The following is a 21,272-nucleotide window of genomic DNA, read 5'->3' as shown; positions in this document are numbered from 1 at the left end:
CAGGTGCGGTTGGTTAGGAGGGAAGCTATTCGTGGCGCAGGGGCTCTTTGCAGGTTTCCCTGGACAGGGCCACGGCGATCAGGGAGACGACGGCGGCGGCCACCAGGTACCAGGCCGGGGCGAGGTCGCTGGCCGTGGCAGCGATGAGCAGCGTTGCCATAAACGGGGCGGTGCCGCCAAAAAGGGCGTTGGAGAGGTTGAAGCTGACCGCGAAGCCGCTGTAGCGCACGCGGGTGGGGAACATTTCCGCCAGGAAGCTGGGGAGCGTGCCGTCGTTCAGGGTGAGCATGGCCCCCAGGAGGATCTGGACCAGGACGATGACCAGGAAGTTCCCGGTTCCCAGCAGCGCGAAGGCGGGGACGGTGAGGACGATGAAGGCAACCGATGCGCTGATCAGGACTTTCTTGCGCCCGTACCGGTCCGAGAGCATGCCGGTGAGGAAGATAAAGCCGATGTAGGTAATCAGCGCGATGGTGGTGGCAAGGAATGATTCGGTTTCACCCAGGCCCAGCTCTGAGGACAGGTACGTGGGCATGTAGCTGAGGATCACGTAGAAGCCGACGGCGTTGAGCAGCACGGCCCCGACCGCTTGCAGCAGCTGCTTCCAATGGTTCCGGAAAAGGCTGGACACGGGTGCCTTGACGGCTTGGTCCTCGGCGGCCAGTTCGCGGAACACGGGGGTGTCCTCGAGCTTGGTCCGGATGTACCGGCCGATCAGGCCCATTGGGGCCGCCAGCAGGAACGGCAGCCGCCAGCCCCAGCTGTGCATCGCTTCGGTTGAGAGCAGGGTTGTCAGCAGGCCGGCAATCAGTGAGCCGAGGAGCAGGCCGGCGGCGGTGCTGGCCGGGACCACGGCGGCGTACAGGCCGCGCCTGTTGGCGGGGGCGTATTCCACGAGGAAGGCTGACGCTCCGGCGTATTCACCGGAAGCGGAGAAGCCCTGGACCACCCTGATCATCAGAAGCAGGAGGGGCGCCCAAATACCGATCGCGTCGTAGCCCGGAATCAGCGCTATGCAGAAGGTTGCTCCGGACATGATCAGGATCGAAAGGGAGAGAGCCGTCCGCCGGCCCACCTTGTCGCCGATGTGGCCCCAGACGAAACCGCCCAATGGGCGCACCAGGAATGAAATCGCAAAAAGGGCGAAGGTCAGGAGAAGCCCGGTCTGGGGATCGGACTCCGGGAAGAAGACTGTCGCGATGGTGACGGCTAGGTAACCGTAGACGGCGTAGTCGAACCACTCAACGAAGTTGCCGATGAAGCTGGCGGCGATGACCCGGCGCCGCGTTTCCTTGCTGACGGCGCTGCCTGCAAGTTCCGGTTTGTTCCGGCCCAGCGGGCCGGCGCCGGGCGTCGAGCCGGGCTGGCTGCCATTCAGCTCCGGGTCTGGGCCCCGTCCTTGGACGGGAGAGGAAGTTTCTTTAGTCATGGATCCACCCAAGTTGTTGGGGTTGCATTCAGCGCAACGCTGTTGCAATAGACTAAGCGTGATGGAGGCCACAGTCAATGGGCTGCGCTTGCAGATGAAGGGCACCATCTGATTCGCAGCGCGTGGGTCAAGCGAAGCTGGACGATAGCGCCAATGAATGGCATTTGTTGCATTAGAAGGATTTGCGTTGCGTGATGTCGCTAAACTTGGTTGCCAACAGGCAGCTGCCCCCGGGTAGTACTCGGACGTCTGGTTGACACATCGTGTGACGGCTGACATATTTCGAGTACGCGTTATGTGCAGCCTGTTGTGTAATACGCAATTTGCGAGCAGTAACAGGACGACTAGCCGCCACCCTGTCTGAGGCACGAGAATAAGAAGTCGGGCTGAACTCGGGCCGAACGAACTGCCCGGGCACCGCCCAGAGTCCCGGGACTAGGAAAGGAACAGCCCAGCTAATGGTTCATAAAGTCAAGGCAGTCATTGCCAGGGAAAAGAATGCTCCAGTGTCGGTGGAGACCATCCTGGTCCCGGACCCGGGCCCGGGCGAGGCGCTCGTGGATATCCTGACGTGCGGGGTCTGCCACACGGACCTGCACTACAAGCAGGGCGGCATCAACGATGACTTCCCCTTCCTGTTGGGCCATGAAGCCACCGGCGTGGTCAGCGCAGTAGGCCCGGACGTCACCTCTGTAGCTCCGGGTGACCGCGTGATCCTGAACTGGCGTGCTGTGTGCGGGCAGTGCCGGGCCTGTGCGAAGGGCCAGCCGCAGTACTGCTTCAACACCGCCAACGCCACGCAGAAGATGACGCTGGAGGACGGTACCGAGCTCTCCCCGGCCCTGGGCATCGGTGCGTTCGCCGAGAAAACCCTGGTCGCGGCGGGACAGTGCACCAAAGTCGACCCCGAGGTTGATGCTGCCGCCGTTGGCCTGCTCGGGTGCGGCGTGATGGCCGGCATTGGTGCCGCGATCAACACCGGGGAGGTCAAGCGCGGCGAGTCCGTGGCTGTGATCGGCTGCGGCGGCGTGGGCATCGCGGCGATCGCCGGCGCCAAACTGGCCGGCGCGACCACCATAATTGCCGTGGATATCGACGCGAACAAGGTGGAGATGGCCAAGTCCCTGGGCGCCACCCACGGCATTGACTCCAGCAAGGAAGACCCCATTGAGGCCATCCGTGCCCTGACCGGAGGCAACGGGGCCGACGTGGTGATTGACGCCGTCGGCCGTCCCGAAACCTACAAGCAGGCGTTCTACGCCCGCGACCTCGCCGGCCGGGTGGTCCTGGTGGGCGTCCCGACGCCGGAAATGCAGTTGGAACTGCCGCTGCTGGACGTCTTTGGCCGCGGCGGGTCGCTGAAGTCCTCCTGGTACGGCGACTGCCTGCCCTCGCGCGACTTCCCCATGCTGGTGAGCCATTACAAGCAGGGCAACCTGGACCTGGACGCCTTCGTCACCGAACGCATCAGCATTGACCAGGTGGAGGAAGCCTTCGCCAGGATGCATGAGGGCAAGGTCCTGCGATCGGTTGTTGAGATCCCGGCGGCGGGAGTGTCGGCATGAGCGTAAGGATCGACAATCTGGTCACCTCGGGCACGTTTTCGCTCGACGGCGGCACATGGGACGTGGACAACAACGTCTGGATCGTGGGCAACGACGAAGAATGCGTGATCATTGACTCCCCGCACGACGCCACGGCCATCATCAACCAGGTCCAGGGCCGGAAGGTCCAGGCCATCCTCCTCACCCATGCGCACAACGACCACATCGGCGCCGCGCGGGAAGTTGCGGACGCCGTGGGCGCCCCGATCTATCTGAACCCGGAGGACCTGGTCCTCTGGGAACAGGTCTACCCCGGTTCAAAGCCGGACCGGGAACTGGCCGACGGGGACGTGTTCGAGGTGGGCGGGACAACTCTGCGGGCCATCCACACGCCCGGGCACTCCCCCGGTTCCACCTGCTTCTACCTCGAAAGTGAAGGAACGGTCTTCACCGGGGACACGCTGTTCAACGGCGGCCCCGGCGCTACGGGGCGCTCCTACAGCGACTACCCCACCATCCTCGCCTCGATCCGGGAACGGCTGCTTCCGCTCCCGGCCGAAACCGTGGTCCGCACCGGACACGGCGACAACACCACCATCGGCGCCGAGCGGGAAACGCTGGCGAAGGTTTCGCAATAAATTAGCGGTCCCACCAGAACCTACGAGGCGCGCCGGGAAAGCCGGCGCGCCTCGTGGTGCCGCGAACAGGACATAAGCCCCCACAGGTCCCGAGTGCAAACCAGCAGGGCAACAGCACACGTAGCACGTAAGCCGGTAAGGAAGTTGGAACAATGAAGTTCGGTAAGCAGCCCGCCCCCGTCGCGGACATCAACGAGGACGACCTCGAAGTCCACAAGCCCAAGACCGAAGCGGCGGGCGTGAAGGCCGTCATGGTGGCGCTGGAACGCGCGGTGGCCCAGGCCGGAGTCACCCGGACGGCGCAGTCCCTGCTGCGGCTGAACCAGCGCGGCGGGTTTGACTGCCCGGGCTGCGCCTGGCCGGAGTCGGACAAGAAGCGCAAGGCGGCGGAGTTCTGCGAGAACGGCGCCAAGGCCGTGGCCGAGGAAAACACCCTCCGCACGGTCGGGGCGGAGTTTTGGGCGAAGCACTCGATCAAGGAGCTGTCGGAGAAGACGGAGTATTGGCTGGGGAACCAGGGCCGGCTGAGTGAACCGGTGGTGATCCGGCCCGGGGAGACGCACTATTCGCCGATCTCCTGGGCTGAGGCGTTCGAGCTGATCGGTGAACACGTCCGGGCCACCACGGCTGACCGGTGCGTGTTCTACACCTCGGGCCGGACCGCGAACGAGACCGCGTTTATGTACCAGCTGTTCGCCCGGGCCCTGGGCACCAACAACCTGCCGGACTGTTCCAACATGTGCCACGAATCCTCCGGCTCGGCCCTGAACCCCACCATCGGGATCGGCAAGGGCACCGTGTCACTCGATGACATCCACGACGCCGAACTGATCTTCGTGGTGGGGCAAAACCCCGGCACCAACCACCCCCGCATGCTCTCCGCGCTGAAGGAATGCAAGGACAAGGGCGGCAAGGTGGTGGCGGTGAACCCGCTGCCGGAAGCCGGGCTGTTCAACTTCAAGGACCCGCAGACCGTCTCCGGCGTCGTTGGGGGCGGCACGCCGCTGGCCGATGAATACCTGCAGATCAAGGTCGGCGGGGACCTGGCCCTGTTCCAGGCGCTCGGCCACCTGCTCCTTGAAGAGGAGGAACGGAACCCGGGTTCTGTCGTCGACCATTCCTTCATCAATGCGCAGACCGACGGGTTCGATGCCTACCGTGAAGCCCGCAAGGAGCTGGACTGGGCCGAAACGGAGAAAGCCACCGGACTGTCCCGGGACCAGATCGAAAAGGTTGCCTCCATGCTGGTGGCCTCCAAGGCCACCATCTTCTGCTGGGCGCTGGGGGTGACGCAGCAGCCGCACTCGGTGGACACCATCAAGGAAATGGTCAACGTCCTGCTGCTGCAGGGAAACTTCGGCAAGCCCGGTGCCGGCGCCTGCCCGGTCCGGGGGCACTCCAACGTCCAGGGCGACCGGACCATGGGCATCTGGGAAAAACCCAAGGAATGGCTCCTGACGGCCCTCGACACCGAGTTCGGGATTACCTCCCCGCGGCACCACGGCTACGACGCCGTCGAAGCCATGGAAGCGTTCGAACGCGACGAGGTGGATGTGTTCGTGTCCATGGGCGGGAACTTCTCCCTCGCATGTTCGGACACCGAAACCCTCGAAGCCGGGATGCAGCGGATCGGGCTGACCGTGCACATCTCCACCAAACCCAACCGCTCCCACATCGTGCACGGCCGCACCTCGCTGATCCTGCCGACCCTGGGCCGGACGGACAAGGACGACAAACACCCCAAGGGTGCGCAGTTCCTCTCCGTGGAGGACTCCATGTCCGTGGTCCACTCCACCCAGGGCCGGCTGACCCCGGTCTCCGAGCACCTGCTCGCCGAACCCGTCATCGTCGCCAGGATGGCCGAGGCGACGTTCGGCCCGGACCACCCGGTCAACTGGAAGGCCATGGCCGAGGACTACGACGTGATCCGGGACCACATCGAACGGGTCCTGCCCGGCTTCGAGGACTTCAACACCCGGGTCCGGACCAAAAACGGGTTCGTGCTGCCCAACCCGCCCCGGGACACCCGCTCCTTCAAAACCGACATCGGCCGCGGCCGGTTCACCGTCAGCCCGCTGGAATACCTCACCCCGCCCGCCGGGCACCTGGTCCTGCAGACCATCCGCAGCCACGACCAGTACAACACCACCTACTACGGCCTGGACGACCGCTACCGCGGCATCTCCGGCGGCCGCCGCGTCATCCTCATCCACCCCGACGACCTCGCCGAGCTCGGCTTCAACGACCGGGACCTCGTGGACGTCGTCAGCACCTTCCGCGGCCACGACCGCACAGCGGACAAATTCCGGCTCGTGGCCTACCCCACCGCCAAAGGCTGCGCCGCCGCGTACTTCCCCGAAGCCAACGCCCTGGTCCACAAAGAAAACGTCGCCCGCGAATCCAACACCCCCGGCTTCAAAGCCATGTTCGTCCGCTTCGTCCCGCACCTGGCGGAAGCCGCAGGGGTGGAGGCCGCCGGAGAGCTCGAGCCGGCCGCGGCGCGATAACCGCTGCTGCGCCGCTGTCCCCCAGGACTCAAAGAGCGACGGCGACATCCGGCAGGTGCCGAGTGTCGCCGTCGCTGTTTTTTCGCCTTGGATCTTCGCGCCTACACCGGGTTGTTGCCGTCAGGCTGTGCCTCGGGATCGAGGTCTTTCCCGTAGCCGCTGGCGGAAGCTAGCCCGCCCACCTGCTGGCCGGCGTTGGTTTGACCCGGCGTAAAACCGCTGTCTGGAGCACCTTGGGGTTCTCCCTCGGGCTCTGGTGCTACATCCTGCCGCAGGTGCTCGTCGTCCGGAAGGTTCTTGGAAACCTCTTCATCAGCCATCCCACCAGCCAAGCACCAGCCGCAGGCTAGGGCAAGAGGAAGTCGCCGAGGAAGTCAGACCGTTGGATGAGCGCGCAGCACTCAGGCATCGATGGTTGAGCCAGTAACGCCCAGGCACCCGTCGGTTGAGCATGACTCACCTCGGGAGGTGCGGGAACGGCGGCGGAACGACATCCGGCGACGAGTCAGGCGGGTGGGGCGTGCAGGAACCGTTGGAGTCCTTCTTCGCCTGCGGAGAGCCCAATGTAGGCAAAGTCCGGAGGATTCCCGGGGGCTTCGTGTAGCTGGCGTGGCCAGTGCGGTGGTTCCCAGTCGTGGTGTTCGGCTCGGTAGTGGCGCCCGATGGGTGAGATCCAGCCGGGTGGTTCAATTGTGGTGGCTTGGGTGGGTGTCCAGCCGGTGGCATGTTTGAGGCGGTGATGTTTGGGGCAGAGCTGCGCCAGGTTGCTGATGCCCGTATGCCCGCCATGTTGCCAGGCCTGAAGGTGGTCGGCCTCGTTGTCGAGGGATGGGTTGTTGCAGCCGGGGAAAGTGCATCTGCCGTCCCTGAGCTGCAGTGCCTTTTTCATGGCCTTGGTAAGGCTGTAGCTGGTGCGGCCGATCTCCAGCGGCGCCCCGTCCCGCGGATCCACAAGCACCCGGTAAAACGAACTCGCACCATTGGCAACCAGCTGCCGTGCCATGGAAGGCGGGATGGGTCCGTACCCGTCGAGCATCGCGGGTTCGTCGGTCAGGCCCATCAGCGAGAATACCGGCACGGTGACGAGCACCTGCGCCTGAATCGGCGACGTCCCGGCGGCGGTTCCTGCATCGGAGTCGGCGCCGTTGGTTGTGCCGCCGAGGAGCCACGCACCATACAGGTCCGCGCGTAACTGGGTGAGGGTACGGGTTTCTTTCGGGCCGTGTAGTCCCCGCGCGTCGGCGGTGAGCTTGTTCCAGCCAGCCAGCGCCTGGTCGGCGGGCAGGTAGGCGGAGAGCCAGGCCATACCGTCCTGATCGGGCCGGTATTCCACCCGCCGGTCCGCCACACCCTTGGCATGGCGTTTCTCGATGGACTCGGCGTGGTGGCGTTCCCGCCACGTCCGGGCCTTGGCTTTGAACCGATACGCCGGCATCTCCCCGATCGTTGCCGCGGCGGCCGGTTTCGGGGTGTCGGGGTCCAGGAAGTGGGCCTCCAAGGCGGCGGCCCCGGCCGGGTCCAGGGTGGCGGTCTCATCGACCATCACTCTGGCGTGCTGCCAAGAGATCGTACCCTCCTGGAGGGCTGCCAGCGTCCGGGGCAAGGAAGTAGTCAGGGCGTAGGACTGGGCCAGCAGCGCACCGGCGGCCCGGTCACTGAGGGCCAGGACGCACCCGATTTCCGCCGCGATCGCCATTTCCTGTGCCTGTACGGGCGCGTTCGGCGCAGCGGCGGCCCGCGCAGTGTCGGCGTACGTCGCTGTGGCCAATAGTCCCGATACCCGGGCCTGGACCCCGGCCCCGCCGGCGAGGATGTCGAGGCAGCCATCGGCAAGGCCGGCTAACGGATCAGCCTCCGAGAATGGCTCGGAACCCATCCCATCCGCCTCGGCATTGAGCACAGCAAGAGCGGCATTGATGTCCTCAAACGCCTTCGCCACCGCCGCTTTTCCCATGAATCAATCATGACAAGGGGGTCTGACATTACCGCCGGAAGAGGCAGGGCGCGCGGGAACCGCGGGCTGGCGGGAGCGTCTGACGTTGAGGCGGGAAGGGGCTGGTGCGCTGGGACCGGGAGCTGCGAGCGGCGCCGGGTGCGCCGGAAACCGGGGGCCGCCCGTTCGGCGACCCCCGGTTTCGATGACGCTGCGGGCTACGCCCCTGGTCTGGTTACCCCCGGAGGCGCTCCATGCCCGGATCGAACAGGGGCTCGGCAGAGACCGTGGCAGCGATGCGCTTGCCGAAGTACTCGACCTCCACCGAATCACCGACAGAGACCGAAGCCGGCAGCCAGGCGTACGCGATCGGCTTGCGCACCGAGTAGCCGTAGGCGGCGCTGGTGACGTAGCCAACCGCTTCCCCGGCCACGTACACCGGCTCCTTGCCCAGCACCAGGGACGTGCCGTCGTCGACCGTCAGGCACCGGAGCGCGCGTGTGGCCGGCTGCTCCTTACGTTCAGCAAGGGCCTCGGCACCCACAAATCCGGTCTTGTCCTTGGCGATGGAGAAGCCCAGGCCGGACTCGTAGGGCTGGTGCTCGGACGTCATGTCAGTGCCCCACAGCCGGTAGCCCTTCTCCAGCCGCATGCTGTTGAATGCCCCGCGGCCGGCCGCGACGATGCCGTGCTCCTGGCCGGCTTCGAACAGCAGGTCCCACAGCTTCAGGCCGTACTCGGCGGTGGTGTACAGCTCCCAGCCGAGCTCGCCCACGTAGGAGAGGCGCATGGCCGTGACCGGGATGCCGCCCACGGAGATTTCCTTGGTGCGGAAGTACTTCAGGCCGTCGTTGGTGAGGTCATGGGAGCTGACCTTGCCGATGACTTCACGGGCCAGCGGACCCCACAGCCCGATGCAGCAGGTGCTCCCGGTGATATCGGTGACGTGCACCCACTGGGCCGGATCGGCGGCCGACTGCCTGCGGGCCTCAACCCGGAGGTAGTCGAAGTCCACGTTGCTGTTGACGCCAAGCTGGAATTCCTCCTCTGCCAGCCGGGCGACGGTCACGTCACTGCGGATGCCGCCGTCGTGCTCGAGGAGCAGGCAATAGGTGACGGCACCCGGCTTCTTGGTGATGTTGCCCGTGCTGAGCCGGTGCAGCAGGTCCTGCGCACCGGGGCCCACAACGGACAGCCGCTTCAGCGGCGTCATGTCGTAAAGTCCGACGGCGGTGCGCGTCTTCCACGCCTCGGCCGCGGAAATGGGGGAAGAGAACATGGCGGACCATTCGTCCCGCTCCGGCGTCTGCCACTCTGCCGGCAGTTCCTTGAGCAGCCCGCGGTTGGCCTCGAACCAGTGCGGACGCTCCCAGCCGGCAGACTCGAGGAAGAACGCGCCGAGTTCCTTTTGGCGGACGTTGAACGGGCTGACGCGCAGGTCCCGCGGGGATTCCCTGGGCTGCAGGGGGTGCATCACGTCGTAGATTTCGACGAAGTTCTGCTGGGACGTTTCGCTGACGTAGGCGTCGGAGGTCTGGACCTTTTCGAAGCGGGTGAGCTCGCAGCCGTGCAGGTCCGTGCGGGACCGGCCTTCCACCAGCAGCTCAGCCATTGCCTTGGCCACGCCGGCCGAGTGCGTCACCCAGACGGCTTCGGCCACGAACAGGCCTTCGAGGTCGGGCGCCTCGCCCATGAGCGGCCCGCCGTCGGGGGTGAAGGAGAAGATGCCGTTGAAGCCGTCCTGGATCTCGGAGCTGCGCAGTGCCGGCAGCAGGTCCTGGCTGTCTTCCCAAGCGGGCAGGAAGTCTTCCAGGGTGAACTCCAGGCGGGAGGGCATGCGGTGGTCCGACATTTCCTCTGCGGAGACCTTCGGCAGGGCGGACATGTCCACGGGCATGGGGCGGTGGGCGTAGCTGCCGATGCCGATGCGGTCGCCCCATTCGCGGTAGTACAGGTCCTTGTCCTGGTAGCGCAGGATGGGTTTGCCAGCCCCGTTGGGGAGCTCGTTGACGCCCCCAAGTTCGGGCAGCGGGGTGCTGATGGCGTACTGGTGGGCCAGCGGCAGCAACGGGACTTCCAGGCCCACCATCGTGCCGAGTTCACGGCCCCAGAAACCTGCACATGACACCACGATGTCCGCCGGGATCAGTCCGTTGTCAGTTTCGACGCCGGTCACCTTGCCGCCCTCCTGGGCGATGCCGGTCACCGTGGTGGAGCCGCGGAAGGTCACGCCGAGCTCGCTCGTGCGCTCGATCAGCAGCTGCACCGCACGGGCGGCCAGGGCCAGGCCGTCGGTGGGGATGAGCAGGCCGCCCAGGACCTCGCGGCCGCCGGTGAGCTTGCCGGTGTTCAGGAGCGGGTAGATCTTTTCGCATTCGTCGGCGTCGACGATCCGGCTTTCGACGCCCCAGGAGGTCATCACGCCCATCTTGCGGTTGAGGTCGGCAAGGCGCTCGGGGGTGGTGGCCAGCTCCAGGCCGCCCACCTGGTTGAAGCAGGACTGGCCGTCCTTGCTCAGGGCCAGCAGCTTGTTCACTGTGTAAGTGGCGAATTCGGTCATGGTCCGTGACGGGTTGTTCTGGAACACCAGGCCCGGAGCGTGCGAGGTGGAGCCGCCGGCAAGTTCCAGCGGGCCCTGTTCCACCACCGTGATGTTGGTCCAGCCCCGGGTGGAAAGTTCGTCGGCAAGGTTGGTTCCGACAATGCCGGCGCCGATAATGACAACGCGTGGTGATGCGCTCATGGGTTTTGTTTCTCCTGTTTTGCGTGGCGGGCGTTGGCGTTAGCGGAAGACGACGGTGCGGGTGTTGTTGAGCAGGACCCGGTGCTGGCAGTGCCACTTGACTGCGCGGGACAGTGCCTGCGACTCGGCATCCCTGCCGACAGTGACCAGTGCATTCGGGTCCAGGCTGTGGTCCACCCGGTACACTTCCTGCTCGATGATCGGGCCCTCGTCCAAGTCTGCGGTGACGTAGTGCGCGGTGGCTCCGATGAGCTTCACGCCGCGGTCATAGGCCTGGTGGTAAGGCTTGGCCCCCTTGAACCCGGGCAGGAATGAGTGGTGGATGTTGATGGCACGGCCGCGGAGGGTCTTGCTGAGGCCGTCCGAGAGTACCTGCATGTAGCGGGCCAGGACCACCAGGTCTGCCTGGTACTCCTCGACCAGTTCCAGCAGGCGCGCTTCGGCCTGCGGCTTGGTGTCCGCGGTGACCGGGACGTGGATGAACGGCAGGCCGGCGGCTTCCGCCATGGGGCGGAGGTCCTCGTGGTTGGACACCACGACGGCGATCTCCGCACCCAGGCTGCCGGCGCGCCAGCGGAAAATCAGGTCATTGAGGCAGTGGCCGAACTTCGAGACCATTACCAGCACGCGCTGCGGGCGGCCGTCGTGGATGGCGAACTCCATGTCGAACTCATCGGCAACAGCGGCGAACTCCGTGCTGAGGCCTTCCGCGGAAACTTCCTTGTCTCCCGGAGTGAAGGCCGTGCGCAGGTAGAGCTTGCCGCTCATGTGGTCATCGAACTGCTGGTGTTCAACGATGTCGAAGCCGCGGTCAGCGAGGAATGCGGTGATGGCCCGGACGATTCCGGGGCGCTCCGGGCACGCAAGGGTGAGGACGTACTGTGCGGTGCCGGTACTGCGGACGCTGGGGACGGCGCCGACTTCGGCCGTCGCATTACCGGTCGGGCGGCCTTCGAGGACTGTGGTCATGGTCTACTCCTGGTTCTTGGCGTGGGCTTGGGTGTCAGCGGGGGACGCCGCGCAGGGGCCGCCGTCCGAACAGCGCTGATCACATTGGTGCTTGGTAACGAGGTCGAACTGGACGCCGCCGTGCTGGTCCACGCCGGTCCGGATGGCGCGCTCCACCACTGAGTCAGCCAGCCGCCGCCGCAGGGAGAGCGGATCCCGGCGCAGGTCCTTCACCAGGGCGAAGCAGAGCAGCAGCATGACCAGTACGAACGGCAGGGCGGCCACGATGGTGATGCGCTGCAGGCCGGACAGTGCCTCCGAAGGCTCGTCTCCGCCGGCCAGCATCATCACGGCGGCAACTGCCCCGGTGAGGAGGCCCCAGAAGATGACCAGGCCGCGCTTCGGGTCCGAGGATCCGTTGGAGCTCAACGACGCCATGATGATCGACGCCGAGTCGGCTCCCGTAACGAAGAAGATGGCCACCAGAACCATGGCGAGGACGATGACCGCCGCGGTGAGCCAGGCCGGCATGGACATGTTCTTCACCAGGTCGAACAGGGCTCCGTCAAAGTCGATGGACGGTGACCCGCTGGCCATGGACACAAGGCCGGCCGCGCCTGCCTTGTCCGCGTCCTCCTGGATCTTGAACGCCGTTCCGCCGAAGATGCCGAACCAGATGACACTGACGATGCTGGGTACCAGCAGGACGCCGGTGACGAACTGCCGGATGGTGCGCCCGCGGCTGATCCGGGCGATGAACATGCCCACAAAAGGCGTCCAGGACACCCACCAGGCCCAGTAGAAGATGGTCCAGCCGGACATCCAGGTGCGCAGGGCCTCGTCACCGACGGCCTCGGTGCGGGAGGACATTTCGGCCAGGTCCCTGGCGTAGTCGCCCACCGCGGCCGGTATGAGGTTCAGGATGAACAGGGTTGGCCCTGCGATGAAGACAATGAGCGCCAGGAGAACGGCCAGGACCATGTTGATGTTGGACAGCCACTGGATGCCGCGGCTGATGCCGGAAACCGCCGAGGCCACGAAACACGCGGTCAGGATGGCGACGATGGCCACCAGGACGGGAGTACCGATCTCGCCGATCCAGCCGTTGGAACTGAGGCCGCTGCCGATTTGGAGGGCGCCGAGACCCAGGGAAGCCGCCGTACCGAAGAGGGTGGCGAAGATCGCCAGGATGTTGATGAACTTGCCTACCGGCCCTTCCACCGTCCTGATGCCGAACAGCGAAGTGAAGGCCGCGGAGATCAGCTGCCGGCGGCCCAGGCGGTAGGTTCCGTAGGCCATGGCAATGCCGACGACGGCGTACATCGCCCAGGGATGCAGGGTCCAGTGGAAGATGGAGGTGGCCATGGCGGTCTGGATGGCCGCAGGGGTCCTCCCGTCCACCGTTCCGGGCGGTGGAGAGATGTAGTGGTAGAGCGGCTCGGCCACGCCGTAGAACATCAGGCCGATGCCCATGCCGGCCGCGAACATCATGGCAATCCAGGAAACAGTCCGGAACTCAGGCCTTTCCCCGTCCTTGCCGAGCGGGATGTTGCCCCATTTTCCGAGGGCCAGCCAGAGGACAAAAACGACGAACAGGGAGGCCAGGACCATAAAGAGCCAGCCGGTGTACTCCATCACCCAGTTGAGGGCGAGAGTTGAGGTGGCGGAGAGGCTGTCCCGGCCGAGGAAGCCCCAGGCCACGAAGGCCAGGGCGAGGACACCGGTGATGCCGAAGGTGGCCTTGTCCAGCGTGAGCTTACGGTTCCGCCGCTTCGCAACAGCCTGCTCGGCCTTGGTCTGGCGGAGTTCCTGCATGATCTGCTGGGTGTCCTCAGCGTCGTGTGAGTCGTGCGAGTCGTGGGAGGAAGGGGAGCTCTCCGATGCGGGAACGAGCTTGGGCTCCTCGAGCTCGTTGGGGGGTTGGGCATCCGTGCGGATGTCGCTGTTCAAAGCCATGTCAAGTCCTTTGGTTTGAATTCATGGGCTCACGCTGTACTCCGGCGTCCCCAAACCGGGTGGAAGATCGGGGCTTCCTGGCATCCAGTGATCAAGGTCAGCTTTGCTTTGACCGGGGCGCTGTTCCGTAAGGATCAACACGTCTCGCCATAAGCAACAGAGTGGCCCGAATCACAGCCAGCTGTCAAGGTTTTTCCGAAGTTTGAAGCCCTATTTCAGGGGTTTCGGCTGCGCCTTGACAGTGGGCTGGAACAGGGGTCAGGCATCAATTACCAGGTCCGTCTGCGCGGTGGAGCAGCAGGGCAGGAACTTGCCTGCAGAGATCTCCCGTGCCCGGATCCCGCCCTGGTGGTTCATTTCGATCTCCCCGGAAAGTTTGACGACCTTACAGGAGCCGCACATGCCTTCCTTGCAGTTCGCGCCAATCCTGATGCCAGCACGCTGGGCCACCTCGAGGATCCGCTCGGTGGGGTCGATCCGCACATTGATGCCGGTACGCATGAAGGACATGGTGAGGCTGCCTGTCCCCACCGTGTCGAAGCTCGAGGCATCAGGGGATCCGGCTTCCGGTTCCCCGCCCGCACTGTCGGCGGAGGGGGCGGGGCCGGGCGCCTCCGGGTCGACGATCTCCAGCGGCAGCCCCGAGGCCTGCAGGGTGCCGTCGGCGTCGTAACCAGGCTCGTAGAGGGCGAACGCGGCGGGCTGGCTTTCAAAGTAGTCCTCGGCGGATTCGGCGATATCCTCGGCGATCTCCTCCGCGAAGTCGGCTGCAAGTGCCACCTCCGCCTGGTATTCAAGGAGCGTCTGGCGGTCTCCCGAGAAGAACTCCATGTAAATGGAAGTGTCGTCGACACCGACCTTCTTGAGGAGCTCGCTGGCGGTGTTCAGGTACCCCTCAGGACCACATGCGTACACCTGGCGGCCGTTGGCGTCCGGAGCCACCTCCTCGAGCATGGCCGCCGTCAGCCTTCCGCTGAGTCCTTCCCACCCCTCCGGTACAGTGCGGTCGCCCAGGGAGTAATAGACCTTGACGCGTGAATCCACGGAGGCGATGTAGGCCAATTCCCGGTGGAAGGCAAAGCCTCCGGCATCCGAGCCGTGGTAGAGCACTACGACATCGGCGTGGCCGGGCAGGGAGTGGATGGTCCGGACCATGGACATGATGGGAGTGATGCCTGCACCGGCGGCAAGCAGGAGATATCGTGCCCGGCGGTCGGCGTCGGGCAGGTGGAATGCTCCCACCGGTCCCAGCATCTCAAGAACGGTGCCGGGTTTGACGTTCTCGTGTACCCATGGCGAGACCAGGCCCGTGGGGTCGCACTTGACGGTAATGCTGAAGGTCCATGGCTCGGTGGGCGAACTGGACAGCGAGTAGCTGCGGTCCACCGGTTCCTGGTCCTCGCCATGCACGGGAAAGGCGACGTTCACATACTGGCCCGCACGGAACGCCAGGGGCGCGCCGTCGCATCGACGGAAGACGAAGGTCATCATGGCACCGGCCTCGGGAATGGTCTCGACGCATTCGGCCATGAACTCCTGCGGATGCCATGGGCCCAATGCACGGGCTGCCCGGGCGGGTGTCTCCGTACTTCCCATCACCCTGTTCCACGGCATCTCAAGACCGCGGATACGCTGTGGTTCCTGGACTGCCGTTTCAGTGAGGAGTTCAATCATGCCAAGTGCTCCTGCACGCGCTGCACGTACCAGTTGATGAACGCCTCCACCTGGTATTCGCTCTTCATGTAGGGACCGGGCTCGTAGGCGGGGCTGCCGGCACCCTGCTGGCAGAGCTCCACGAACGCCTTGTCCTGCAGGTTCGTCTGCTTCCAGGTGTAGGTGAGCTTCTCCAGGTCATAGTCGACGCCTTCCACGGCGTCGTCAGCCACCAGCCACGTGGTGCGCACGAGGCTCTGGTGTTCGTTGATGGGGAAGACACCGAACGTGATGACATGGTCGCCGAGGAAATGGAACCAACTGTTGGGCTGCAGGTGCATCGAGCAGCGGCCAAGGCGGAAGTCGCGCAGGTCACCGAGCAGCTTCTTGGAAAGCCGGCGCCCGTCGTCGGAGAACGATTCGCCCTCTCCATCGAGTGACTCCCGTGAGATGCGGATTCCCGCGATGCGAGTGTCAAGCTGCTCGACCACCTCGTAGGGAAGGCCGTAGCGGCGGCAACGCTCCTCGAGGGAGGACTGGGCCTCCTTGTTCCGGTTCCACACCTCCTCAAGGTGGGGCGGGATCAGGCCCTCCGTCAGGCCCCAGGTGGGGAAGAGGGAGCAGGCGAGCTCAGGGTGGCCGTCGCAGTGGTAGCACTCACGGTTGTTCTCCATGACAAGCTTCCAGTTGCCCTCTTCGATGATGTTCTGCTGGTAGGCGATTTTCGTCTTCGAGAGGTCGTGGGGCGCCAGGTAGGGCTCAAAGATCTTTGCGGTCTCGTCGAAGTCCGTCGGCGGCTCATCCGCAATGCAGACAAAGATGAGTCCGGCGACCTCACGGCCGTGGGCACGCTTGAGGCCGAAGCAGCTCTTGTCGAACTTCGTTTCCCCCGGTGCGGAGGCATGGATCAAGTTGCCCTCCGGTGAGTAGGTCCAGGAGTGGTAGCCGCAGACCAGGTTTCCGGTTGACCCGGCAGCTTCGGTAAGAACGCGGGCGCCGCGGTGGCGGCATACGTTGTGCAGGACGTTCACGGCGCCGTCGTCGTTGCGCAGCACAATCAGGGAGTAGGGCCCATAGTCGACAGTGACATAGTCGCCCGGCTCCGGCAGTTCGGCGGTGCTGGCGGCAAAGATCCAGTGCCGGCCGAAAATGGCCTCCATGTCGATCTTGAAGATCGAGGAATCGGTGTAGAAGGGGGCATCGAGGGAGTAGCCGGTGCGCCGGAACTCGAACAACGCGGTAATCTCTGCCAGCTGCTCGGCAGGCAGGGATGCAGCGAGTTTTCCGCGTGAGTTGAGGGGCACGTTCACTGAAGCAGTCATGGGTTTCCTCCCGGGAGGCCTGGGTAATAGGTGTTGCGTGTGACCACGGGTGCGGGCGGCACGGCGAAGAACTTGTAGTGATGAGATTAGGGTCACAAGAGCTGCAACAAAAGCGCAAAATTTTGAAGATAACCATGCAGAATAGGTGCATGATTGATCCGAGGCTCATCACACTCCGCGTGTTCGCCCGCTGTGGCACCATAGGCGCAACCGCGGAGCTCACGGGCTATTCTCCCTCTGCCGTATCCGCTCAGTTGCGGGAGCTCCAGCGCGTGCTTGGAATGCAGCTGCTGACGAAAGACGGCCGGGGCGTGCGGCTTACCGCCACGGGACGCTTTCTCGTGGCGGGCTCGGATCCCCTCATTGCCCAGTGGGAGAGCTTGCGTGCCGCAGCCATGGAGGCCGGCGACCAGGTGCAGTCCCACTTTGGCCTCGGGGGATTCTCTACTGCAGCCGCCCAGTTGCTCGCGCCGCTGGCCGCCACCCTACGGTCAACACGCCCCCTGCTGGAGGTGCAGGTTCTTGAGGCTGATCCGGCCCGCTGCTTCGACTTGTTGATTGCGGAACGAATCGACCTGGCAGTCATTGTCGCCATGCAGTCGGGGAGTTATGGCGAGGACGATCCGCGCTTCGAGCAGAGAGTTCTGCTCGACGATCCACTGGACGTGATCATTCCCGGTGACCATCCGCTGGCGTCACGGGAAACAGCGACGCTTGAAGAGCTGGCATCGGAACCTTGGATCACGGAGGCCGCCGGTTCCACTTACCACTCACTCTTCACCGCGGCGTTCACGGCAGTCGGGCTGACACCGCAGATCGCCCATGAAGCCGTCGAATGGGAAACCCACATCGCGTTCGTGGGTGCGGGGCTGGGCGTCGGCCTGCTGCCCCGGCTGGCGCCCTTGCATGGCGCCGAAAACGTGGTTCGGCTACGCATCACCGGCAAGGCCAAACCCACGCGCCGCATTGTCGCCGCGGTGCGCAGGGGCAGCATCGCCTCACCCCTGATCCAGGAGTCGCTCGGCATCCTGCAGGTCAACGCCAACCGGATCCTCACCGCCCGGCTCGAAGAGGACCTCTGAGAGCTGCCGGCGTGGGCTGTCCTGGCATTCGGCAGCTTCCCTATCCTTGTAGGGACGCTGATGCCTTAGCGGCCGGTGTAGCCCATCTTGGCGCTGACCTGCAGGCCGCCCTGCTTCAGCGCTTCGATCAGTCCCGGGATCTCCTCCGGATCAAAGCGGAAGGCCGGGCCGGAGATGCTGATGGCCCCGATCACGGCACCCATGTGGTTGTAGACGGGAACGGCGGCCGCCGTCAGGCCGATCTCGAATTCCTCGCGCACCACCCCGTAGCCGTCGCGGGCGACGGCGAGCAACTGGTTTTCAAGTTCCTTGCGGCTGGTGATGGTCCGGGGAGTCCGCGACGGCAGGCCGGTCTCCTTCAGGATGCGGTCCCGGTCCTCGGCCGGCAGCGCGGCAAGCAGGACCTTCCCGCTCGAGGTGGCGTGCAGCGGCGTCAGGTTGCCCACCCAGTCATACGTGGCAAGCGTGGACGGGCCCATGGCCTGGTCCACGTTTACGGCGTAGTTGGAGCGCAGCACGGCGAGGTTCACCGTCTCCTTGAATTCCTCCGCAAGGGCCTCCAGGACGGGCCGGGCTTCCCGCACCAGGCTCAGCCTGCCGGGGATGGAGCTTGCCAGCCGCAGGATGCCAAAGCCCAGTTGGTACTTACCCCGTTCGCTGTTCTGGTGGACCATTTCCCTGCTGACCAGCGAGCCGAGCAGGCGCGAGACCGTGGACTTATGGATGCCCATCTCCTCGGCGATGTCACTGACGCCGGCATGGCCGTCCCGCGCCAGGATCTCCAGCACCGCAAGTGCCCGGTCCACGGACTGAACGCCGCCGTGGCCCGGATCTGCATCGACGTCGGGTTCGCGCTCACTGTTCGAAGCCATGACTAATACTCTCAAGTAGCTTGCGCAGCGTGAAATCCACCACCGGCAAAATCGGCCCTGGTCACGCTCGCAACCTACCCGCCTGGGTGCTGCAGGTGTCCCGCTCTGCTGCGCGGGCAGCAACTCCTGCATCACTGCAAAAGCCGAGGCCGGTCCGTTTTAGGCAGAGCAGGCCAAGAAGTTTTCCGTGGCCGTCCACGACGGCGAGCCGCCGCCGACCCGCTGCCTGCAGAGCCGCGGTGGCAGCCGCGGCAGGCAGTTTCGGGTCAATTGTCCGCTGACGGATCACCCCGAATGCAGTGGCCTTGGCAGTACCGCCGGCGTCCGCCGGAATATCCGAGCGCTCCAGGGTGGTGAGGAGGAGCCCGCGGGCGTCCACGATCAACGCCATATGGACGTGGTCGTCATCGAAAAGACTGCGCACTTGCTTTACGGTGCAATCCGGGGGAAGCGTCTTTGGGCATGTGACCATGACGTCTTCCACGCGCCACTGCGGACCAGTATTTTCATCCATGCGTTTTTCCGGGAATCGAACGTATGTCACACCGAACCGCTGATCACCCGGTCCCGCCCCGCGAGCAGGCCCGTCACGGCGAGAACCGCCATGACGCCCGCAGTGACGAGCAGCGGAAGAGTCCAGCCTCCGCTCACGTCGCGAAGACCGCCGAACATCACCGGCCCCGCAGCAGCCAGGCCGTAGCCGACGGACTGCGCCATGCCGGACAGTGACGCCGCCTGCGGGTAGTTCACTGTCCGCAGGCTGAACAGCGACAGGGCGATCACAATGAGACTCCCGCATCCGATTGCCCCCAGAACGACCCACAGCAATGTGAGGTCCGGTGCAAGTGCCAGCCCGAGGAACGTCACAAACATTGCCGCGCCGCTCGCGAAGGATACGAGCCGCTGATCCGAACCCCGGTGAAGTATTCCCCCGGCCATAAGGCTGGCGAACACGCTGATGAGCAGGAACACGGACAGATGGATGCCCGCAGTTGTGGCTGAAACCCCGCGGCTTTGTTCGATGGTGGGTAGCCACGCCATCAGGACGTAGAAGGCGATGGACTGCAGCCCCATAAAAGCCGTCACCTGCCAGCCCAGGGCCGAGGCCCACGGCGACCGGAAGGAAACCTCCGGCTTGGCGGCGGCCACGGTGGCTGACCCGTGCCGGCGCAGCCACGGCAGGAGCACCGCCATGGCGATAATGGCCAGTCCCACCCAGATACCCAGGGCAAGCCGCCACCCCGCCGGGGACGTTTGCGCCACGGGAACGACGACGGCGGCCCCCATCGCGGCGAAGGCGGCCTGGGTGGCGGTGTAGCTTCCGGTGAGCTGGCTGACCCGCGCGGGAAAGTCCCGCTTCACCAGCGAAGGGACCAGAACATTAAGGAACGCGATAGCCAGGCCGATCAATGCCGTACCGGCCCAAAGGAGGCCAGGCACAGGCAAGGAGCGGAGCACGATGCCCGAGGCCAGGATCAGAAGGGACATCCACAGCGCGCGATCCAGGCCCAGGCGGGTCGCGAAGCCAGGCGCCACGGGTGAGAAGACTGCGAACGCAATGAGCGGAAGGCCCGTCAGAAACCCCGCTGCAGCACTGGACAGGCCAAGGTCGCCGCTGATGTTCGACAGGACCGGTCCCACGCTGACAAAGGACACCCGAAGGTTGACTGCAATGAGCAGGACGCCGATGAAGGCGAAGCCGAACCTGACTGCGCTGTCCTGTGCGTTCCGGGTGTCAGCAGGCATTGCGAAGCATTCCATCCTTTCAAGAGTGAGAGATCGTTCCCGTTGATGCGGCGTTAGGTGATGGGGCGTTGGGGTTTTGGCTGCGAAAAGTGATAGAGCGTTTTAGGCACGGGAAGCGCTACAGCACCTTGCGGATGGTTTCCTCGAAGCTCGTGACATGGTGCAGGGCCAGCTCGCCGGCCTTGTCGGCGTCACCGGCCGCTACCGCCTTCAGCAGGTCCACATGCTCGGTGATGTGGCCGGTCACCGAGGGAACCTTGTCCAGCACCACGCACCAGATACGGGTGGCCAGGTTGTCGTAGCGGATCAGGGTGCTTTCCAGGTGCGGGTTCGCGGCCGCCTTGTAGATCAGCCGGTGCACCATCAGGTCATAGCGCATGAGGTCCCGGGACTCCCCGGACGTGGGGTCAATCCCCGCAATGGCATCGGCCACCCGCAGCAGTTCACGGCGCATGCCCTCACTCGCCCGGGCGGCCGCACGGCGGGCGGCGAGGGGCTCCAGCAGTTCCCGGATCTCCGAGACATCCGCCAGCTCCGTGAAGTCAACATTGGTGGCGAACGTTCCGCGGCGGGGATAGGAAACCACCAGGTGGTCCACCTCAAGCCGCTTAATCGCCTCCCGCACGGGAGTCCGCCCGAAGCCAAGCTCAGCCGCCAGCTGCCCGTCATTGATCGGCTCACCCGGGCGGATCTCCAGCATGATCAGCTTGTCCCGCAGCTGCCGGTACGCGGCCTCCGCCTGGGACGGAGCTTCCTCCTCCGCCGGGGTCAGAGCAAGAAGTGCATTCAAGGCGCCGCTCCGTTCTTCGATGACGTGCCAAACCGTACGCGGTAGCTTCCTGCCGCTTTCGGTCCAGCTATTGACTCTGCTGTGATCCCGATCATACCATTGACCTCAC

The 21,272-nt window shown here is 64.9% G+C and carries 16 protein-coding genes; 4 read left to right on the top strand and 12 right to left on the bottom strand.

Annotated elements, in window-relative coordinates:
* Positions 1-25: 25 nt before the first annotated feature.
* Positions 26-1,429 carry an MFS transporter gene (locus tag M1D93_RS01825; RefSeq protein ID WP_461173507.1) on the bottom strand — a complete coding sequence of 468 codons (1,404 nt, stop codon included), beginning with the start codon at positions 1,427-1,429 and terminating at the stop codon, positions 26-28.
* 458 nt (positions 1,430-1,887) lie between these two features.
* On the opposite strand from M1D93_RS01825, the gene M1D93_RS01820 reads away from it, so the two are divergent.
* From M1D93_RS01820 to M1D93_RS01810, 3 genes are all read left to right on the top strand, one after another.
* Positions 1,888-2,994, top strand: coding sequence for an S-(hydroxymethyl)mycothiol dehydrogenase (locus tag M1D93_RS01820; RefSeq protein WP_461173506.1), 1,107 nt, complete (start codon positions 1,888-1,890; stop codon positions 2,992-2,994).
* Positions 2,991-3,611, top strand: a complete 621-nt coding sequence (locus M1D93_RS01815) for an MBL fold metallo-hydrolase (protein WP_461173505.1) — start codon at positions 2,991-2,993, stop codon at positions 3,609-3,611. Before M1D93_RS01820 ends, M1D93_RS01815 begins: the two co-directional genes overlap by 4 nt.
* Positions 3,612-3,763: 152 nt before the next feature.
* On the top strand, positions 3,764-6,118 hold the full coding sequence (locus M1D93_RS01810) for an FdhF/YdeP family oxidoreductase (RefSeq protein WP_461173504.1): 2,355 nt from the start codon (positions 3,764-3,766) through the stop codon (positions 6,116-6,118).
* Between the two features lie 101 nt (positions 6,119-6,219).
* On the opposite strand, the gene M1D93_RS01805 is transcribed toward M1D93_RS01810, so the two are convergent.
* The 7 genes from M1D93_RS01805 to M1D93_RS01775 all read right to left on the bottom strand — a co-directional run bounded on the left by M1D93_RS01805 (position 6,220) and on the right by M1D93_RS01775 (position 16,673).
* Entirely contained in the window at positions 6,220-6,438 is a 219-nt protein-coding gene (locus M1D93_RS01805; protein ID WP_461173503.1) for a hypothetical protein, read from the bottom strand.
* A 185-nt stretch (positions 6,439-6,623) separates the two neighbouring features.
* A complete protein-coding gene (locus M1D93_RS01800) occupies positions 6,624-8,072 on the bottom strand; it encodes an HNH endonuclease signature motif containing protein (RefSeq protein ID WP_461173502.1) in 1,449 nt (482 codons plus the stop codon).
* 214 nt (positions 8,073-8,286) lie between these two features.
* Entirely contained in the window at positions 8,287-10,794 is a 2,508-nt protein-coding gene (locus M1D93_RS01795) for a GcvT family protein (protein ID WP_461173501.1), read from the bottom strand.
* 39 nt (positions 10,795-10,833) lie between these two features.
* Positions 10,834-11,763 carry a formyltetrahydrofolate deformylase gene (purU, locus tag M1D93_RS01790; RefSeq protein WP_461173500.1) on the bottom strand — a complete coding sequence of 310 codons (930 nt, stop codon included), beginning with the start codon at positions 11,761-11,763 and terminating at the stop codon, positions 10,834-10,836.
* A gap of 3 nt (positions 11,764-11,766) precedes the next feature.
* Positions 11,767-13,698, bottom strand: a complete 1,932-nt coding sequence (locus M1D93_RS01785; RefSeq protein ID WP_461173499.1) for a BCCT family transporter — start codon at positions 13,696-13,698, stop codon at positions 11,767-11,769.
* A 258-nt stretch (positions 13,699-13,956) separates the two neighbouring features.
* Positions 13,957-15,372: a ferredoxin reductase gene (locus tag M1D93_RS01780; RefSeq protein ID WP_461173498.1), complete on the bottom strand. Its 1,416-nt coding sequence runs from the start codon at positions 15,370-15,372 to the stop codon at positions 13,957-13,959.
* Positions 15,369-16,673 (bottom strand): aromatic ring-hydroxylating oxygenase subunit alpha, encoded by a 1,305-nt coding sequence (locus tag M1D93_RS01775; protein ID WP_461173497.1) that lies wholly within the window; start codon positions 16,671-16,673, stop codon positions 15,369-15,371. The genes M1D93_RS01780 and M1D93_RS01775 overlap by 4 nt, the downstream gene beginning before the upstream one ends.
* Before the next feature lie 149 nt (positions 16,674-16,822).
* Between M1D93_RS01775 and M1D93_RS01770 the strand changes: the two genes are divergently transcribed.
* Positions 16,823-17,755, top strand: a complete 933-nt coding sequence (locus tag M1D93_RS01770; protein ID WP_461173496.1) for a LysR family transcriptional regulator — start codon at positions 16,823-16,825, stop codon at positions 17,753-17,755.
* Positions 17,756-17,820: 65 nt separating this feature from the next.
* Here M1D93_RS01770 and M1D93_RS01765 read toward each other — a convergent pair whose 3' ends face one another.
* The 4 genes from M1D93_RS01765 to M1D93_RS01750 form a co-directional block, all read right to left on the bottom strand.
* Positions 17,821-18,627, bottom strand: a complete 807-nt coding sequence (locus M1D93_RS01765; RefSeq protein WP_461173495.1) for an IclR family transcriptional regulator — start codon at positions 18,625-18,627, stop codon at positions 17,821-17,823.
* A 61-nt stretch (positions 18,628-18,688) separates the two neighbouring features.
* A complete protein-coding gene (locus M1D93_RS01760; protein WP_461173494.1) occupies positions 18,689-19,051 on the bottom strand; it encodes a hypothetical protein in 363 nt (120 codons plus the stop codon).
* 116 nt (positions 19,052-19,167) lie between these two features.
* The gene (locus M1D93_RS01755) at positions 19,168-20,373 is read right to left on the bottom strand and encodes an MFS transporter (protein WP_461173493.1); all 1,206 of its coding nucleotides are present in this window, start codon (positions 20,371-20,373) and stop codon (positions 19,168-19,170) included.
* Positions 20,374-20,491: 118 nt separating this feature from the next.
* Positions 20,492-21,163 carry a GntR family transcriptional regulator gene (locus M1D93_RS01750; protein ID WP_461173492.1) on the bottom strand — a complete coding sequence of 224 codons (672 nt, stop codon included), beginning with the start codon at positions 21,161-21,163 and terminating at the stop codon, positions 20,492-20,494.
* Positions 21,164-21,272: the final 109 nt, after the last annotated feature.

Source organism: Arthrobacter sp. Z1-9 (assembly GCF_054792695.1).
This window is presented reverse-complemented; position numbering and strand designations above follow the sequence as displayed.

What these genes read in the sequence shown, in the direction of transcription:
- M1D93_RS01795 (WP_461173501.1), bottom strand. Translation starts at nt 10,794, where the DNA reads ATGAGCGCATCACCACGCGTTGTCATTATCGGCGCCGGCATTGTCGGA.
- purU (WP_461173500.1), bottom strand. Translation starts at nt 11,763, where the DNA reads ATGACCACAGTCCTCGAAGGCCGCCCGACCGGTAATGCGACGGCCGAA.
- M1D93_RS01805 (WP_461173503.1), bottom strand. Translation starts at nt 6,438, where the DNA reads ATGGCTGATGAAGAGGTTTCCAAGAACCTTCCGGACGACGAGCACCTG.
- M1D93_RS01820 (WP_461173506.1), top strand. Translation starts at nt 1,888, where the DNA reads ATGGTTCATAAAGTCAAGGCAGTCATTGCCAGGGAAAAGAATGCTCCA.
- M1D93_RS01815 (WP_461173505.1), top strand. Translation starts at nt 2,991, where the DNA reads ATGAGCGTAAGGATCGACAATCTGGTCACCTCGGGCACGTTTTCGCTC.
- M1D93_RS01800 (WP_461173502.1), bottom strand. Translation starts at nt 8,072, where the DNA reads ATGGGAAAAGCGGCGGTGGCGAAGGCGTTTGAGGACATCAATGCCGCT.
- M1D93_RS01775 (WP_461173497.1), bottom strand. Translation starts at nt 16,673, where the DNA reads ATGACTGCTTCAGTGAACGTGCCCCTCAACTCACGCGGAAAACTCGCT.
- M1D93_RS01765 (WP_461173495.1), bottom strand. Translation starts at nt 18,627, where the DNA reads ATGGCTTCGAACAGTGAGCGCGAACCCGACGTCGATGCAGATCCGGGC.
- M1D93_RS01825 (WP_461173507.1), bottom strand. Translation starts at nt 1,429, where the DNA reads ATGACTAAAGAAACTTCCTCTCCCGTCCAAGGACGGGGCCCAGACCCG.
- M1D93_RS01785 (WP_461173499.1), bottom strand. Translation starts at nt 13,698, where the DNA reads ATGGCTTTGAACAGCGACATCCGCACGGATGCCCAACCCCCCAACGAG.
- M1D93_RS01810 (WP_461173504.1), top strand. Translation starts at nt 3,764, where the DNA reads ATGAAGTTCGGTAAGCAGCCCGCCCCCGTCGCGGACATCAACGAGGAC.
- M1D93_RS01755 (WP_461173493.1), bottom strand. Translation starts at nt 20,373, where the DNA reads ATGCCTGCTGACACCCGGAACGCACAGGACAGCGCAGTCAGGTTCGGC.
- M1D93_RS01780 (WP_461173498.1), bottom strand. Translation starts at nt 15,372, where the DNA reads ATGATTGAACTCCTCACTGAAACGGCAGTCCAGGAACCACAGCGTATC.
- M1D93_RS01770 (WP_461173496.1), top strand. Translation starts at nt 16,823, where the DNA reads ATGATTGATCCGAGGCTCATCACACTCCGCGTGTTCGCCCGCTGTGGC.